11 protein-coding genes are annotated in these 16040 nt (G+C 74.1%); 8 read left to right on the forward strand and 3 right to left on the reverse strand.

Annotated features, from left to right (window positions below):
- The first annotated feature begins 139 nt into the window (after positions 1–139).
- The 5 genes from ABWK59_RS03955 to ABWK59_RS03975 are packed head-to-tail and all read left to right on the forward strand — an operon-like array spanning position 140 to position 7426.
- Positions 140–640, forward strand: a complete 501-nt coding sequence (locus ABWK59_RS03955; protein WP_354637890.1) for a hypothetical protein — start codon at positions 140–142, stop codon at positions 638–640.
- Positions 610–2028: a hypothetical protein gene (locus ABWK59_RS03960; protein WP_354637891.1), complete on the forward strand. Its 1419-nt coding sequence runs from the start codon at positions 610–612 to the stop codon at positions 2026–2028. The genes ABWK59_RS03955 and ABWK59_RS03960 overlap by 31 nt, the downstream gene beginning before the upstream one ends.
- Positions 2025–3413: a VWA domain-containing protein gene (locus ABWK59_RS03965; RefSeq protein ID WP_354637892.1), complete on the forward strand. Its 1389-nt coding sequence runs from the start codon at positions 2025–2027 to the stop codon at positions 3411–3413. The genes ABWK59_RS03960 and ABWK59_RS03965 overlap by 4 nt, the downstream gene beginning before the upstream one ends.
- A 12-nt stretch (positions 3414–3425) precedes the next feature.
- Positions 3426–4538, forward strand: a complete 1113-nt coding sequence (locus ABWK59_RS03970; RefSeq protein ID WP_354637893.1) for an ATP-binding protein — start codon at positions 3426–3428, stop codon at positions 4536–4538.
- A complete protein-coding gene (locus ABWK59_RS03975; RefSeq protein WP_420492728.1) occupies positions 4535–7426 on the forward strand; it encodes a hypothetical protein in 2892 nt (963 codons plus the stop codon). Before ABWK59_RS03970 ends, ABWK59_RS03975 begins: the two co-directional genes overlap by 4 nt.
- A gap of 311 nt (positions 7427–7737) precedes the next feature.
- On the opposite strand, the gene ABWK59_RS03980 is transcribed toward ABWK59_RS03975, so the two are convergent.
- Positions 7738–10209 carry an RICIN domain-containing protein gene (locus tag ABWK59_RS03980; RefSeq protein ID WP_354637894.1) on the reverse strand — a complete coding sequence of 824 codons (2472 nt, stop codon included), beginning with the start codon at positions 10207–10209 and terminating at the stop codon, positions 7738–7740.
- A gap of 284 nt (positions 10210–10493) precedes the next feature.
- On the opposite strand from ABWK59_RS03980, the gene ABWK59_RS03985 reads away from it, so the two are divergent.
- On the forward strand, positions 10494–11447 hold the full coding sequence (locus ABWK59_RS03985) for an aldo/keto reductase (protein WP_354637895.1): 954 nt from the start codon (positions 10494–10496) through the stop codon (positions 11445–11447).
- A gap of 137 nt (positions 11448–11584) precedes the next feature.
- On the opposite strand, the gene ABWK59_RS03990 is transcribed toward ABWK59_RS03985, so the two are convergent.
- Positions 11585–13240 carry an AMP-binding protein gene (locus ABWK59_RS03990; protein ID WP_354637896.1) on the reverse strand — a complete coding sequence of 552 codons (1656 nt, stop codon included), beginning with the start codon at positions 13238–13240 and terminating at the stop codon, positions 11585–11587.
- A 148-nt stretch (positions 13241–13388) separates the two neighbouring features.
- Between ABWK59_RS03990 and ABWK59_RS03995 the strand changes: the two genes are divergently transcribed.
- Entirely contained in the window at positions 13389–14051 is a 663-nt protein-coding gene (locus ABWK59_RS03995; RefSeq protein ID WP_354637897.1) for an HAD family hydrolase, read from the forward strand.
- Between the two features lie 65 nt (positions 14052–14116).
- Here the strand turns inward: ABWK59_RS03995 and ABWK59_RS04000 are convergent, their stop codons facing one another.
- Positions 14117–14989 carry a helix-turn-helix transcriptional regulator gene (locus tag ABWK59_RS04000; protein WP_354637898.1) on the reverse strand — a complete coding sequence of 291 codons (873 nt, stop codon included), beginning with the start codon at positions 14987–14989 and terminating at the stop codon, positions 14117–14119.
- A 232-nt stretch (positions 14990–15221) separates the two neighbouring features.
- On the opposite strand from ABWK59_RS04000, the gene ABWK59_RS04005 reads away from it, so the two are divergent.
- Entirely contained in the window at positions 15222–16034 is an 813-nt protein-coding gene (locus ABWK59_RS04005) for an alpha/beta fold hydrolase (protein WP_354637899.1), read from the forward strand.
- Positions 16035–16040: the final 6 nt, after the last annotated feature.

The following is a 16040-nucleotide window of genomic DNA, read 5'->3' on the forward strand; positions in this document are numbered from 1 at the left end:
GGAACGGGCACACGGGGAACCCTTCGGCAACCGGCCAGCACCAACAGGGGGCGATCTCTGTTGTCAGTGATCGCGAGTAAGTTCCTCCGCATCCCGCCGGTGTGGGCGGGCGTCCCCCTCGTCGTTAGGAGATGGTGCGTTGTCAGCGTGGGAGGAGTCGAGCACGGCCCGGGTGGTCCCACCCGCCCGGCCGCGCAAGCTCGCCAAGGTCCCGTTCGTGGAGTTGGCCGACGGGCGGCTGCAGGGGGTGGTGTCCAGTGGTTCGGACATCGCGCGGGTGTACGTGTCCTCGGTCGCCGCAGGCGACTACGCGTATGCGTGCAGCACCAACAACAACCGCCCCTGCGGCGGCGCCCGGGGCGGGTTCTGCAACCACATCGGTGCGCTGGTGACCGAGGCGGTGCTGCAGTACGGCGCCGGCCGGGTGGCCCGCTACCTGCGGGTGGAGGTGGCGGAGGAGTCGGGTGCGCCGGAGATCGCCTCGGCGATGCGGGCCACCCGGCCGGCGCCGGCGGGCAACCAGGCCGCCGCCGCGGTGTTCAGCCGCTTCCTGCGCCACCTGGCGTACCTGGAGCTGGCGCCGACCACCGCCCCGCTGCCGGAGATGCAGTGGTTCCCGCCGACCAGGGCGGTGGCGTGATGCGGATCGATCTGCTGGCCGAGCCGGTGGCCGGGCTGGACGAGGCCCTGGCCGCGGTGGACGCCTTCGACCGGGTGCTGGCGGACGGCCTGCTGCGGCCGCAGCCCGCGCAGGCCGCCGGGCTGGCCGCGCTGGCGGACGCGGTGGCGGGTTCGCCGCTGGCGGGCCGGGTGGCCGAGGCGGCGGAGAAGGCGGCGACGGGCGCCGCCGGGGAGGAGCACCTGACCGCTCTGGCCGCCGCCCGGTCCGCGCTGCAGGGCGCCGTCCACGACGCGCTGCTGGCGCAGGTGGACGAGGCCACCGGTCGTCCGCGCGCGGAGGACGGGGCTCCGGTGTCGGGCTCGGTCCAGGCGCCGAACCTGCTGGCCGCCGCGCGTTCCTGGCTGGCCGATCTGGCGCGGGCCGGGTGGCGGGGCATCGACCACGAGCTGGTGTCCGGTGCGGCGCCGGTGGTCTCCGCGATGCTGCCCGATCCGGCGCTGCGCCGGCTGGCCACCCTGCTGGACGGGTTCGCCGCCGAGTTGGCCGCCTCCTGCCCGGGCGCGACCCTGGAACGGATACCGCTGCGGCGGTGGGCGGACCTGTGGGCGCGGGCGACGGTCCTGGCGCAGCCGGGGGCGCTCGGCGTACCGGTGACGACCGCCGTCACCGGCCGGCTGCTGCCGCTGGGGGTGGACCTGCGGGAGCACGCCACGGCCGCGCAGGCCCAGGTGCACGCGGTGTTCGAGCCGGCCGACGGCGGGGCGCCGCGGCTGGTACGGGCCGGGGTAGCCGTGCCCAAGCCGGACACGGTGGTCGGGGCGGGTGTCTGGCAGTTGCTGCGTACGCACCTGTCGCTGCTGGGGGCGTTCGGCGACGGCCGGGCGATGGAGCTGACGCAGATGCCGGTCACCGCCGAGGGCGACCTGCTGTGGAGCGAGGAGCACGCCCGGACGGGCGGGTCCGCCGATCCTTTCGCCACCGCCCGGGTCGCCCTGGCGACGGCGTCCGCCGCGGCCGTCGCGCCGCTGGACCGGCATCCGGCGGGCATCGCCGTGCCGGTGTTCCTGGAGGGCTACGCGATCGAACAGGACGGTGAGGGCGTCGAGTTGGTCCTGGCCGGCCACCGGCTGGCGGTGGACACCGACCGCATTCCCGCGGCCGGGCCGCTCACCCCGGAGGCCGTCACCGGCTCGTCCGCCTGCATCGGCCTGCTGCGCTGGGACGCGGGCGCGTACCGGCTGCAGCCGCTGGCGGTGGAGACCACGGTGAAGCGGAAGGCCGTCGCCGTGCACGCCGGGGCGTGGGCCGGCGGGACGGCCGACAAGCTCGGCGCCAAGGGCGAGAAGGCGGCCACCGAGGCCGTGGCGGTGCTGCGCGAGCGGGCGGGGAGGCTGCTGCGGACATGACCGAGCCGACGATCCCCCCGACTCCCCCGAACCATGAGACCCCCGTGGCGGACGCCGAGGAGAACCGCCGACAGGTGCTGTACTGGCGGCTGCTGGCCCGGCTCTTCGACCAGGACGAGCAGCCGGCCCTGGAGTCGGCCAGCCTCGGCGTGGTCGAGGACCTGGGCCTGCCGCCCGCCCTGCTCGACCCGCAGGTCGGCGTGGACGCGATCGTGCAGCGCCACCCGGAGCTGGCCGGCGAGTTCGACGGCCTGATGGTGCCCGACGACGCCGGAGCGGAGGACGGGACCCGGGACCGGGCCGCCGAGGTGCGGCGCGCGGCGCTGGTGTCGAAGCTGCTGCTCAACGTGTACGCGACCGGCTCCGGCCCGGTCGGCGCCGGGCAGTTGGCCCGCTGGCAGGCGGACGCCGGCTGGCTGGAGCGGGCGCTCGGCTGCCGGCCGGGCGAGCTGCGCGGCGGCCGCGGCCCGTCCGCCGGCAGCGGCGGCGCCCAGGGCATCGGTCCGGAGCTGGGCTCCATCGAGGCCGACCTGGTCAAGCGGATGCACCTGCGCGAGGTGCTCGCCGATCCGAAGCTCGCCGCGCAGCTGACCCCGAGCATGTCCCTCATCGAGCAGCTGCTGCGCGACAAGCACAACCTCTCCGGCGTCGCCCTGGCCAACGCCAAGGCGCTGATCCGGCGGTTCGTCGACGAGGTCGCCGAGGTGCTGCGCACCCAGGTCGCCAAGGCCACCGCCGGCACCCTGGACCGCTCGGTCCCGCCCAAGCGGGTGTTCCGCAACCTGGACCTCGACCGCACCATCTGGAAGAACCTCACCAACTGGAGCCCGGAGGAGGAGCGGCTCTACGTCGACCGCCTCTTCTACCGGCACACCGCCCGGAAGACCACGCCGCAGCGGCTGATCGTGGTCGTCGACCAGTCCGGCTCGATGGTCGACTCGATGGTCAACTGCACCATCCTGGCCTCGATCTTCGCCGGGCTGCCCAAGGTCGACGTGCACCTCATCGCGTACGACACCCGGGCCATCGACCTCACCCCGTGGGTGAGCGACCCGTTCGAGATGTTGCTGCGCACCAACCTCGGCGGCGGCAACGACGGTCCGGTCGCCATGGCCATGGCCCGCCCGAAGATCACCGACCCGGCCGACACCGTGATGGTCTGGATCTCGGACTTCTACGAGTTCGACCGCTCCCAGCCGCTGTTCGAGGCCATCGAGGCGGTGCACCGCTCCGGGGTGAAGTTCATCCCGGTCGGCTCGGTGACCAGCTCCGGCCGCCAGGAGGTCAACCCCTGGTTCCGGGAGCGCTTCAAGGCCCTCGGTACGCCGGTGATCTCCGGCCACATCCGCAAGCTCGTCCACGAGCTCAAGACCTTCCTCGCCTAGAAAGGCCCGCACATGTCCGACCTGCTCCGTGCCCCCGCCGAGATCAAGTACGCCGAGGAGCTGGACTGGCTGGAGTCGATCGACAACGGCCCCAAGCCGTTCACCTGGCGGCTGTCGCCGAAGATGATCCGCCTGTTCGTGCTCGGCGCGGAGCGCGCCGACGGCCTCGACCGCGAGGTCGCGCAGAAGTGGTTCGGCGACCGCGGCATCGTCGAGCGCGCCATCGTCACCCTCGCCTCCGACCGCGGCCTGCTGCTGATCGGTGACCCCGGGACCGGCAAGAGCTGGCTGGCCGAGCTGCTGGCCGCCGCGATCTGCCGCAACTCCACCCTGGTCGTCCAGGGCACCGCCGGCACCACCGAGGACCACATCAAGTACTCCTGGAACGTGTCCATGGTGATCGCCAAGGGCCAGTCCCGGGAGTCGATGATCCCCTCGCCGATCATGACCGCGATGGAGGGCGGCGCGATCGGCCGTTTCGAGGAGCTCACCCGCTCCACCAGCGACGTCCAGGACGCGCTGATCTCGATCCTCTCCGAGAAGTACATCTCGGTGCCGGAACTCGAGAGCGACAACATCGTCTTCGCCAAGCCCGGCTTCTCCGTCATCGCCACCGCCAACAGCCGCGACCGGGGCGTCAACGACCTCTCCTCCGCGCTCAAGCGCCGCTTCAACTTCGTGCGGATCCCGGTGGTCACCAACAAGAAGAGCGAGGCGGAGATCGTCCGCTTCCGCACCGAGGAGCTGCTGCGCCGCCACCGGATCGAGCTGGACGTGCCGCCCACCCTGCTGGACGTGCTGCTGCAGTCCTTCGCCGACCTGCGGGCCTCGGCCGCCGCGGCCGGCAGCGACGACGAGAAGCTGGAGTCGGCGCTGTCCACCGCCGAGCAGATCGGCGTGCTGGAGGACGCCGTCCTGCACAGCAACTTCTTCGGCGAGCGGGCCCTCACCGCCCGCACCCTCGCCTCCTCGCTGGTCGGCTCGCTGGCCCGGCGCGAGCCGGAGGACCTGGCCATCCTCAACAAGTACCTGCACGGCGTGGTCGAGCCGCGCAGCAAGGAGGAGGGCGGCGCCTGGCCGGAGTTCCTCGAGGGCGGCCGCGACACGATCGCCACCCTGTCGTGACCGCCGCACAGCCCGTACCCGCCGCACGGCCCGTACCCGCCGCGCAGGAGGGCGCGTTCGGCGCGCTGCGCTCCCAACTGCAGGAGGCCGCAGCGACGTTCGCCGACGGGCCGGACGCCCTGGAGGGCATCCTGCTCGGCATCGTCGACGACGTGGACCGCGCGGTGCGGGAACCGCTGGAGATCTTCCCGGTCTGCCACCACTCCCCCGCCTCCGCCCTGGCGATGGCCCGCCGGCTGCGCGAGAAGCAGCCCAAGGTGGTCTACCTGGAGCTGTGCGAGGACATGGCGCCGCTCCTGTCCGAGCTGCGCAACTGCCGGCTGCCGGTGGCCGTCCAGGCGTTCGCCACCGAGGTGGACGGCTTCCCCGCCGAGTGGGCGCCGCTGTCGGTGGTCGCCCCGATCACCGAGGCCTCCGCCGAGTACCAGGCGATCGCGTACGCACTGGACACGCCGGGCGTGGAGCTGGTGCTGGTCGACCGGTCCTCGGACCACGTCTTCCAGTGGCAACCGCGCGAGGCGGCGCCCGCCGACCCGGCGGACCCGGACGCGCCGCCCGCCGAGGAGGAGGCCGCGCTGCACGGCGACGCCGTCGGCGTGGAGATCGGCGACCTGCGCCCCCGGTTCGCCGAACTGGAGGAGCACCTGCTCCGCCACGGCAAGGTCCGGCACTGGTCGGAGTGGTGGCACCAGTACGTCGAGCTGCCGCTCGGCGACAGCGACCACGACACCTACCGGCAGGTCATGCTGCTGATCGGCAGCCTGTTCCGGCGCCTGGCCCCCGGCGACCCGCAACGGGTCACGGTGGACGAGGACCGCGAGCGGTACATGTGGACCCGGATGCGCGAGCACCTGGCCGCCACCGGGACGGACCCGGCGGACTGCCTGTACGTCTGCGGCGCCTTCCACGCGGCCAGCCGGGTCGAGGAGTTCGGCGTGCACGGCGCCGACGGCTTCGCGATCTCCCCGCGCTCGGCCACCACCTGGCAGCACGGCCTGATCCCGTCCAGCCACGCGGCGATCGAGGCGCAGTTCGGCCTGGCGTCCGGCTCGGTGTCGATCGCCGCGACGGTGTGGGCGAAGAACCTGAAGCGGACCGGCGTGAAGCCGTTCCGGCTGGAGGGCCAGGCGGGCGCGAGGAAGTCCACCGCGAAGAAGACCGCGGCGGCGGCGCCGGTGGCGGCGGCGGAGGCGGTGGAGGCGGTGGAGGCGGTGGAGGCATCGGACCGGCTCAGCGGCTTCCTGCAGCGGCCGCCGGTCATCGACCGGCTGGACGAGGAGGAATTGCTCGGCTGGTCGGTGGAGATCGTCCGGGCCGCCCGCCGCAACGGCTACCTGGCCTCCACGGCCGACGCCATCGCGGTGTTCGAGACCTCCATCCTGCTCGCCGGCATGCGCGACCGGGCCAAGCCCACGCCGTACGACTTCCAGGACGCCGCCGTCACCTGCATCGAGAAGGACGCGGTGCCGGGCCGGCGCGACGTCCGGCGGCTGGTCGAGAGCATGCTGGGCGGCGACCGGATCGGCCAGGTCGGGTACGACGCCCTGCCGCCGCTGGCCCGCGACGTCCACGACCGGCTCGCCCCGCTGGGCCTGCGACTGGACCAGCGCGGCGTCAAACGCGCCCTGCTGGACATCAACGCCAGACCCGAACTCGCCCGCTGCTCCGACGTGCTGTGGATGCTGCGGCACCTGCTGCCGCAGGGCGCCGCCCGCCCGATCATGGGCCAACGGTCCCTCGGCGAGCAGCCCATCCAGGAGTCCTGGGACCTCGCCCTCGGCACCCACCAGCGGGCCCTGATCGAGCTGGGCTACGAGGGCGTCAGCATCGAGCAGGTCCTGGAACAGCGGCTGCGCCGCGCCGCGTACGGCCCGCAGGCCACCGCCGCGGTGGTGCTGGAGGCCGTCGAGGACGCCACCCGCCTCCTGCGCAGCCGCCGGCTCGCCGACGAGCTGGGTCTGCGGGCCCTGGAGGTGCTGGCCGCCGAGCGGACGGTGGACGGGGCGCCGGAGGTCCTGCGCCGGGTCCGCCGACTGCTGGCGTACTACCGCACCAGCGAGCCGGTGCTGCCCGCCTGGATCGAGTCCTTCGTCAAGGCCGGGTACGCGCACTACTGCACCCTGCTGCCGACGGCGTTCACGGACGAGGACGCGACGGTCCGCCAGGTCGCGGCGATGCTGGGGTTCCTGTTCAGCATGGAGGGCCTGGCGCTGTCGCTGGGCTGCGACCGGACGCAGCTGGAGCTGGCCGTCGCCCAGTCGCACCCGGAGGAGCCGTCCCGGGTGGCACTGCTGTGGGCCGCCCAGGTGCAGCTCGGGCGGCTGACCCGGGCCCAGCTGCGGGAGCGGTGCGACGAACTGCTGGCCAACCCGCTGGTGCTGCCCGCGTACCCGCGCTACCTCAGCGGGTTCGTGCACGCGCTGGAGCCGGTGCCCGGGCTGACCGACTTCGTGGTGGAGGCGGTCTCCACCGCGTTCGGGCGGCTGCCGGACCGGGTGCTGCTGCCGTGGCTGCCGACGCTGATCTCCACCCTGCGGGGTGGGGGCGCGGGTGGTGGGGGTGCGGAGCTGGCGCCGTTGCTGATCCGTGAGGCCGGGCGGATCTTTCCCGGGCGGCTCGCCGCGCTGGACGCCTGGATACCGCCGTGGCGGGCGGCGGCGGATGGCGGCTTGCCGGCCGTACGACGGGGTGGAGGTCTGCCGGGCGGGGCTCTGCCGGGCGGGGTCGCGCTGCTGCGGGAGCATCCGGGGGCGTGCGATGCGCTGGGCGCGCTGCTGGGGTGCGAGGGCGGCTGGGAGGCGGCCGGGTCCGGGGCGGGCGGGGCCGTGCTGGTGGGGCGGTTCCCGGGGACGGCGGTGGCCATGGAGGCGCTGCTGGCAGGGGGCTGAGGAGTTCGCAACGCCACGCCGCGCCATGCTGTCGTCCGGCCCGGTTCGGGTCTACCGTGACTGCATCGCCGCCGGGTCCCCCTCCCCGCGGCGCGAGGCCCGCCCCTGCGCCTGCTCCCCCGCCGGCGCGGGGGCCGCGGCTGTCCGGAGGGGTTCGCCCTTGCACTGAGGACCACCACGACAGGGGCGCGGGAACGGCGCGGGGCGGGAGGATCCGCCGTGAAGCCGCCCGGGGAGCCGCAGATGCAGGAGGGCGGCTTTCCGTGGGTGGGCTTCCGGATTCGCGCAGTTCCCCGCGCCCCCGTCGGGGGTTAGGCGATCGACCAGTGCTGGAGGGGGGAGTTGGTGTCGGGCTGCTGGGTGGCGGGGGCGCCGTTGGCGGTGGAGGTGGTGGTGAGGAGGAGGCCGCTCTTCTGGGAGGTGAGGGTGTAGCCGCCGGGGACGGTGGCCAGGATCCAGCGCTGGTTGGTGCCGCCGGTGCAGGTCCACTGGATGATCGGGGCGCCGGCGGTGGTGGAACCGCCGCTGACGTCCATGCAGAGCCGGGACTCGCCGTTGGTGATCTGGTACGAGCCGTCCGGCTGCGCGGTGAGGACCCACTGCTGGTTGGCGCCGCCGTTGGGGGTCCAGGTGACCAGCTGGGTGCCGGGGTCGGGCGAGTGGCCGGGGTCGTCCAGGGCCTTGCCGGAGGCGGTGAGGATGTGGGTGCCGGTCAGGACGGGGTTGACCGCCCAGGTGAAGGTGGTGGTGCCGGTGGCGGTGCCGGAGGTGGCGGTGACGGTCACGGTGGTGCTGCCGGGGGTGGTGGGGGTGCCGGTGATCAGGCCGGTGGAGCTGATGGTGAGGCCGGCGGGCAGTCCGGTGGCGGTGAAGGTCACCGGCTTGCCGGCGGAGTCGCCCGCGCTGATCCTCAGCGAGACCGAGGTCCCCGCCGTGGTGGACTGGCTGCCGGGGTTGGTGACGGTGACGGTCTCCGGGGCGCTGCCGGTGGGGGTGAGGGTCAGGGTCTGCTCGGCGGCGGTGCGGCCGGCGCCGACGGGGTTGCCGGTGGTGTCGGTCCAGCTGCGGGCGGGGGCGGTCTCGGCGAGCCGGCCGGTGGCGCCGGTCAGCCCGAGGACGAGCCCGCTGTAGCGGTTGACCAGCTTGAGGGCGCCGTTCTGCCCGGTGACGGGGATGAGGAACCACTGCTGTCCGGCGGTGGGACCGCCCGCGGGGGCGGCGGTGACGGTGGGTCGGGCGCCCCAGGCGCGGCCGGCGGTGGTGGTGGCGTCGACGCCGAGCAGTTGGCCGGTGGAGGCGTTGGCGATCCGGTAGGAGCCGTCGCCGTTCGCGGTGAAGGTCCAGGACTCCAGGGCCGAGCCGGTGGCGGCGGCGGTGGAGGTGGTGGCGGAGCCGCCGGCGGTCTGGGCGAGGACGCGGCCCGCGCCGCTGGCGATCCGGTACGTGCGGGAGAGGTCGACCGGCGGGGCGGCGGGCGCGGAGGAGTCGATGGTGACGTTCACGTACTCGCCGGACCGGCCGCCGGAGCAGCCGAAGGCGCAGTAGGAGCGGAAGGTACGGCCGACGACGGCGGAGCTGGTGCGGTTGGCGCCGTCCAGGAACCAGCGGTACCAGGAGGCGGTGTGGTAGCTGCCGGTGTCGCCGATCGGGAACCACTTCTGGGTGGTGAGGTCGGCGGTGGCGTAGAACTGCTGCGGGGCGTTGCCGCTCTGGTCCACGGCCTGCGGTTCGCCGATGTAGAGGCCGAGGTGGGCGTTGTAGGTGACGTCCATGACGAACAGCGGCGAGGTCGGGGGCATGGTGCCCGCCGCGATCTGCTGGGCGGAGGTGCCGGGGTTGGCCGGGTCGTACTCGTCGGCGGCGGGGGTGTTGCCGGTGGGGCGGGTGGGGTCGACGGGGATCATGTTGCTCTCCCGGCCGCCCTTGCCGGGTTCGGACCAGGCGCCGTCGTACCACTTCTGCCAGGAGCCGGGCGCCATCTTGGACGAGATCGGCGCGCGGGCGACGTGCTCGTGGAAGGCCTTCCAGCCGCCGCTCTTGTCGACGATCCGGGAGCCGTAGAAGACGTAGAAGTACCCGGAGGCGGTGTCGACGAACAGCCGCTGGTCGCCGTCGCCGTAGTCGTACGTCTCGTGCGGGAAGGCGGTGGTGTCGCCGCGCTTCGTGCTGTACGGCGAGGTGAGGACGTGGTCCTTGATGGTCCAGGTGCGGCCCTGGTCGGTGGAGACGGCGTAGTCGACGGCGTCGTAGTGGAGGCCGTCGCCGAAGGGGTCCGGGGTGAACTCGTTGTGCACCAGTCCGTACCAGTCGCCGGTGTCCGGGTCGATCCAGATGCCGGAGAGGTCGCAGAAGTTGGGGTGGGCGTAGCCGGAGCCGGCCGGCGGGGCGGTGGCCTCCCGGCCGGTCGGGCTGTTGTTGCAGCGCCAGGTGGTGTCGTTGTTGCGGTCCTTGGAGTTGGCCGGGTTGACGGCGTCGCTGATCGCCGCCGAGCGGGCGGCGGTGTCGAAGTCCCGGCCGGTGAAGAAGTCCCAGTAGCGGGGGTCGGTCTTGCCGTACGGCGCGGCGGACTGCTGGAAGTAGAAGGTGCCGTCCTTGTCGACGTACGGGACGGCCGGGGTGTCCGTGGGGTGGGCGTAGTCGGCGCGGGCGCCGACGCCGACGGTGTAGGTCGCGGCGGCGGGCGGGTCGGCGGCGGCCGCCGCGGGGACGGCGGGGGCGGTGGCCAGGATCAGCGCCGCCGCCGTGACGGCGGTGGCGAGGGTGCGGGGTGGGCGCAGGGGCACGGGTACTCCTTGCGGTGGGGGTGCCCGGAGGGCGTACGCGGCGGACCGCGCCGCGGCGGGCGTGGGGGGACGGGAGGTTGAGCGGGCCGTCGACGGGGTGGCCGCGCGGCCAGTCTGCTGAGCGCGCCAGGGGCCGGTCAACGGACTCTCGGCGCCGCGATCTGGACTTTCGTCACCGCCGCTCCGGACGGTCGGCGACCCCGACTTCCGCCGGGTACGGACCGGTTGGCCGTGGCACCGGTCGGAGCTGGGGCGGGACCGGCGGGTGTCGTAGGGTGGCGCGCATGAGGACGACGGGCCCGGACGGGGAGCGGTTGCTGTACGGCTGTATGGGGCTGGGCGGTGACTGGGAGGCCGAGGGGTACGGCGCCGCGGAGATCGGGCAGGCGGAGACGGCGGTGGCGGCCGCGCTGGACGCCGGGATCACGGTGTTCGACCACGCCGACATCTACCGGCGCGGGAAGTCGGAGGCGGTCTTCGGCGAGGTGCTGGCCCGGAGCGCCGGGCTGCGGGAGCGGATCGTGCTGCAGACCAAGTGCGGCATCCGGCTCGCCGAGGGCGACCGGCCGGGGATCTACGACCTGCGCGGCGACACCATCCGCACGCGGGTCGAGGAGAGCCTGACCCGGCTGCGCACGGAGTACCTCGACGTCCTGCTGCTGCACCGTCCCGACCCGCTGGCGGACCCGGCGGAGGTGGCAGCGGCGCTGACCTCGCTGCACCGGGAGGGCCTGGTGCGGAGCTTCGGCGTCTCCAACATGAGCGCCGCGCAGATCGAGGACCTCCAGGCGCACCTGGAACTGCCGCTGGTGGCCAACCAGTTGGAGATGAGTCTGGCCCGGCGGGACTGGCTGGAGGCCGGCGTCCTGGTGAACACCCCCGCGGCGGCCGGGGTCGGGTTCCCGCCGGGCGCGGTCGAGTACTGCCGCCGCAACGGCGTGCGGCTGCAGGCGTGGGGCGCCCTCGCCCAGGGCCGGTACACCGGCCGCGAGGAGAGCGAGCGGGAGCGGCGGACGGCCCGTCTGCTCGCCGACCTGGCGGCGGCCAAGGGCACCACCCCGGAGGCGGTCCTGCTGTGGTGGCTCCAGCGGCACCCGGCCCGGATCGCCCCGGTGGTCGGCACCGTCCACCCGGACCGCATCCGCGCGTGCCGCGACGCCGCCGTCGGCGAGCCCGACCTCGGCCACGAGGAGTGGTACGACCTCTGGCTCGCCGCCCGCGGTGAGCCGCTGCCCTGACCGGCGCTGCCCTGACCGGCTCGCACGGCGTCCCCGGCGGGGCGACTCAAGGGCCGGCTTTGACGTTCATCCTGTTCACGGCCGGGCTGACCGGCCCCCGGCGACCTGGCGACCGGGGGCGGTCGGGGCGGGCGGTGTCACCGCCCGGGCGGCACCTCGGGTCCGGCGAGGATCCCGGCGGCCTGCTCCCGCATCTCCACCTTGCGGATCTTGCCGGTGACGGTCATCGGGAACTCCTCCACCACGTGCACGTAGCGCGGGATCTTGAAGTGCGCCAGGCGTCCGGCGCAGTAGACCCGGACGGACTCGGCGGTGAGCGGCTCGGCGCCGCTCCTCATCCGGACCCAGGCCATCAGCTCCTCGCCGTACTTCTCGTCCGGCACGCCGATCACCTGCACGTCGAGGACGTCCGGGTGGGTGTGCAGGAACTCCTCGATCTCGCGCGGGTACAGGTTCTCCCCGCCGCGGATCACCATGTCCTTCAGCCGCCCGGTGATGGACAGGTAGCCGTCCCCGTCCATCACCGCCAGGTCGCCGGTGTGCATCCAGCCGGCCGGGTCCACGGCCTCGGCGGTCTTGGCGGGCTCGCCCCAGTAGCCGAGCATCACCGAGTAGCCGCGGGTGCACAGCTCCCCCGGCTCGCCGCGCGGCACCGTACGGCCGGTCGCCGGGTCGACCACCTTGACCTCCAGGTGCGGCCCGACCCGGCCGACGGTGGAGACCCGGCGCTCCACCGAGTCGTCGGCGCGGGTCTGGGTGGAGACCGGGGAGGTCTCGGTCATGCCGTAGCAGATGGAGACCTCGGTCATGCCCATCCGCCCCATGACGTCCTTCATCACCTCCACCGGGCAGGGGGCGCCGGCCATGATCCCGGTCCGCAGGCTGGAGAGGTCGTGGCGGTCGAACTCCGGGTCGGCCAGCTCGGCGATGAACATGGTGGGCACGCCGTACAGCGAGGTGCAGGACTCCGACGCGACCGCCTCCAGGGTGGCCCGCGGGTCGAAGGCGGGCGCCGGGATCACCATGCAGGCGCCGTGCGAGGTGGCCGCCAGGTTGCCCATCACCATGCCGAAGCAGTGGTAGAAGGGCACCGGGATGCAGATCCGGTCGTGCTCGGTGTACCCGCACAACTCGCCGACGAAGTACCCGTTGTTGAGGATGTTGTGGTGCGTCAGGGTGGCGCCCTTGGGGAACCCGGTGGTGCCCGAGGTGTACTGGATGTTGATCGGGTCGTCCGGCGAGAGCTCGGCCTGCCGCTCCGCCAGCGCCGCCGGGTCGCCGGCCCGCCCGGCGGCGAGCAGCCCCTCCCAGTCCGGGCCGTCCAGCAGCACCACCTGCTCCAGGGCGGGGCAGCGCGGGCGAACCTCGGCGATCATCCCGGCGTAGTCGGAGGTCCGGAAGCGGTCGGCGGCGACCAGGACGCGGATGCCGGCCTGGTTGAGGACGTACTCCAACTCGTGGGAGCGGTACGCCGGGTTGACGGTGACCAGGATCGCGCCGAGCCGGGCGGTGGCGTACTGGGCGAGGGTCCACTCGGCGCGGTTGGGGGCCCAGATGCCGACCCGGTCGCCCTTGGCCACGCCGAGCGCCAGCAGGCCGAGGGCCACCGCGTCCACGTCGGCGGCGAACTCCGTGTAGCTCCAGCGGCGGCCGGTGGCGCACTCGACCAGGGCGTCCCGGTCGGGGAAGGCGTGGACGGCCCGGTCGAGGTTCTCGCCGATGGTGTCGCCGAGGAGGGGCACCCCGGACGTCCCGGACGAGTAGCTGCGCGCGGACGGAGGCGTGGTCGGCACGGTGGGGACCTCCCGGGTTCGGCGGTGCGACGACACCACATGATCCACGTCACACCGGCTGCCGGACCACCCCCGAACAGGGGTGGCGCGCCGCGCCCTGCGGCCCCTCACGAACGCCGGCAAGATCATCACTGGCTAAACTCCCCGGATGACGACTCCGATCGAACTGGTGATCTTCGACTGCGACGGCGTGCTCCTGGACAGCGAGCGACTCGCGGTACGGGTGGACGCGGTGGTGCTGGCCGCGCTCGGCTGGGAGCTGTCCATCGAGGAGATCGTGCACCGCTTCGTCGGCCGCTCCCACGCCGCCATGGTCGCCGAGATCGAGGCCCACCTCGGCCGCCGGCTCCCGGACGGCTGGGAGGCCGAGTTCCAGCCCCTGTACGACGAGGCCTTCGCCACCGAACTGACCACGGTGGACGGCATCGAGGCCGCGCTCGACGCCATCGACCTGCCCACCTGCGTGGCCTCCAGCAGCAGCCACGAGAGGCTGCGCCGCACCCTCGGACAGACCGGGCTGTACCCCCGCTTCGAAGGCCGGGTCTTCAGCGCGGGCGAGGTCGCCCGCGGCAAGCCCGCCCCGGACCTGTTCCTGCACGCGGCGGCCCGGCTGGGAGTGGCGCCCCAGCGGTGCGTGGTGGTCGAGGACAGCCGGCACGGCGTCGCCGCGGCCCGGGCGGCGGGCATGCGGGCCCTCGGCTACGCGGGCGGCCTCACCCCGGCGGACTGGCTCCGGGGCCCGGACACCGTGGTCTTCACCGACATGGCCGACCTCCCGGCCCTCCTGGCCGGGGCCGAGGCCCAGGCGTAGGGGGCGCACGGCGGAGAGGCGCGAGGAGGGGCGCCCGGTTCGAGCTGGAGGTGGCCCTGCGGGCGTCACCGCACCTGGGGCTGGGGAGCGGCCCAGGCGAGCAGCATCCGTAGCGAGTCGTGGGAGGGGGTGCCCGGTTCGGCGGCGTAGGTGATCAGCGCCTGGTCGGGGTCGTCGGCGGCGCGCATGGTCTCGTACGCCAGCTCCAGGTCGCCGACCACCGGGTGGCGGAAGCGCTTGGTGCCGGAGGTCTTGTCCCGCACCGGATGCTCCGCCCACCAGCGGCGGAAGTCCTCGCTGCGCATCGACAGTTCGCCGATCAGCCGGGCCAGCCGCGGGTCGCCGGGGCGACGGCCGGCCTCCAGGTGGAGGTAGGCGACGTTCTCCCGGGCGCAGTCGGCCCAGTCCGCGAACAGCTCGCGGGAGGCGGGTTCGAGGAAGGTGATCCGGGCGATGTTCCGCTCGGCCGCATCGAAGCGCGCGTAGTCGCCGAGCAGCGCGACGGCCGCGGCGTTCCAGGCCAGCACGTCCAGCCGGGGGCCCATCACCAGGGCGGGCAGGTCGGTGAGTTCGTCCAGCAGGCGGCGGAACATCGGGCGGACCGACGGCTGTCCGGCCGCCCCGTGCGGCGGGGTTCCGGCGGCGGCCGGGCCGGTGCGCCGCGGCCGGGCCAGCTGGTGCAGGTGACGGGTCTCGTCCTCGTCCAGGCGCAGCGCCCGGGCGAGGGCGTCGAGCACCGCCTCCGAGGGGTTGGCCACCCGGCCCTGTTCCATCCGGGTGTAGTAGTCGACGCTGACACCGGCGAGCAGGGCGACCTCCTCGCGGCGCAGACCGGCGACCCGCCGGGTGCCGCCGAAGTCCGGCAGGGCGACCTCCTGCGGGTTCAGGCGGGCGCGGCGGCTGCGCAGGAAGGCGTTGAGGGTGCTCGCGGTGGTCATACCGCGATTATGTCCGCCCGCTGCGGCCGGCTGCCTGGCCCTGCGAGAACCAGGGAAGGCGGGTGCCGGGTGCCGGGGTCACGCCGTCCTGATGCCTGTGCGGGTGGGCCGGCGGGGCGTGAGCGCGAGGCGGCGGGCGGTCTGTGGTGAGCTGGGAGGGCGCCGCCGACGGTCATACGGCGGAGGCCGCGTCACCGGAGGTCCGTATGACGCCACGTGCCGGGAGAGCGGGATGACCCCGCGCACCGCCGAGGTCCGGCTGCCCGGCGGGCTGGTGCTGCCGTACGCCGAGCAGGGGCCGCAGGACGGGCCGCCGGTGGTGCTGCTGCACGCCGTCGGCGACTCCTGGCGGTCCTTCGGGCCGCTGACGGCCCGGCTGCCGGACGGCCTGCGGCTGCTCGCGCCCAGCCAGCGCGGCCACGGCGGGGCGGGCTGCCCGCCGCACGGGTACCGGCCGGCCGACCTGGCCGTCGACCTGGAGCGGTTCCTGGACCGGCTGGGCGTCGAGGGGGCGGTGCTGGTCGGGGCGTCCAGCGCGGGGTTCACGCTGCGCCGGTTCGCGGCGGCGCACCCCGAGCGGGTCCGCGGTCTGGCGTTCCTCGGCTCGCCCGCACTGCTCGCCGACAAGCCGGCGGCGGCGGGGATCCTGGCGTGGGTGGAGGGCCTCACCGACCCGCTCGACCCGGTGGCGGTGCGCGGGATGGTGGATGCCGTGGTGAGCCGTCCGCTGCCCGAGGAGTTCGCGGAGCTGATGGTGCGGGAGAGCCTGCGCGTACCCGCCCGGGTGTGGCGCGAGAGCGTCCGCGGACTGCTGGCCGAGCCCGCGCCGGATCGCCTGGACCAAGTCCGCGCGCCCGTGCTGGTGGTCTGGGGCGACCGGGACACCCTGCTGCCGCGGTCCGACCAGGAGCGGCTGGCGGCCGCCTTCCCGCAGGGGACCCTGCGGGTCCACCACGGCTCCGGCCATGTCGTGCACTGGGACGATCCGGACCGGACCGCCGCCGACCTGGCCGCCTTCGCGGCCTCCTGCACCGGGGAGGGGTGACCTGAA

The organism is Kitasatospora sp. HUAS MG31, assembly GCF_040571325.1.
GTDB lineage: Bacteria > Actinomycetota > Actinomycetes > Streptomycetales > Streptomycetaceae > Kitasatospora > Kitasatospora camelliae.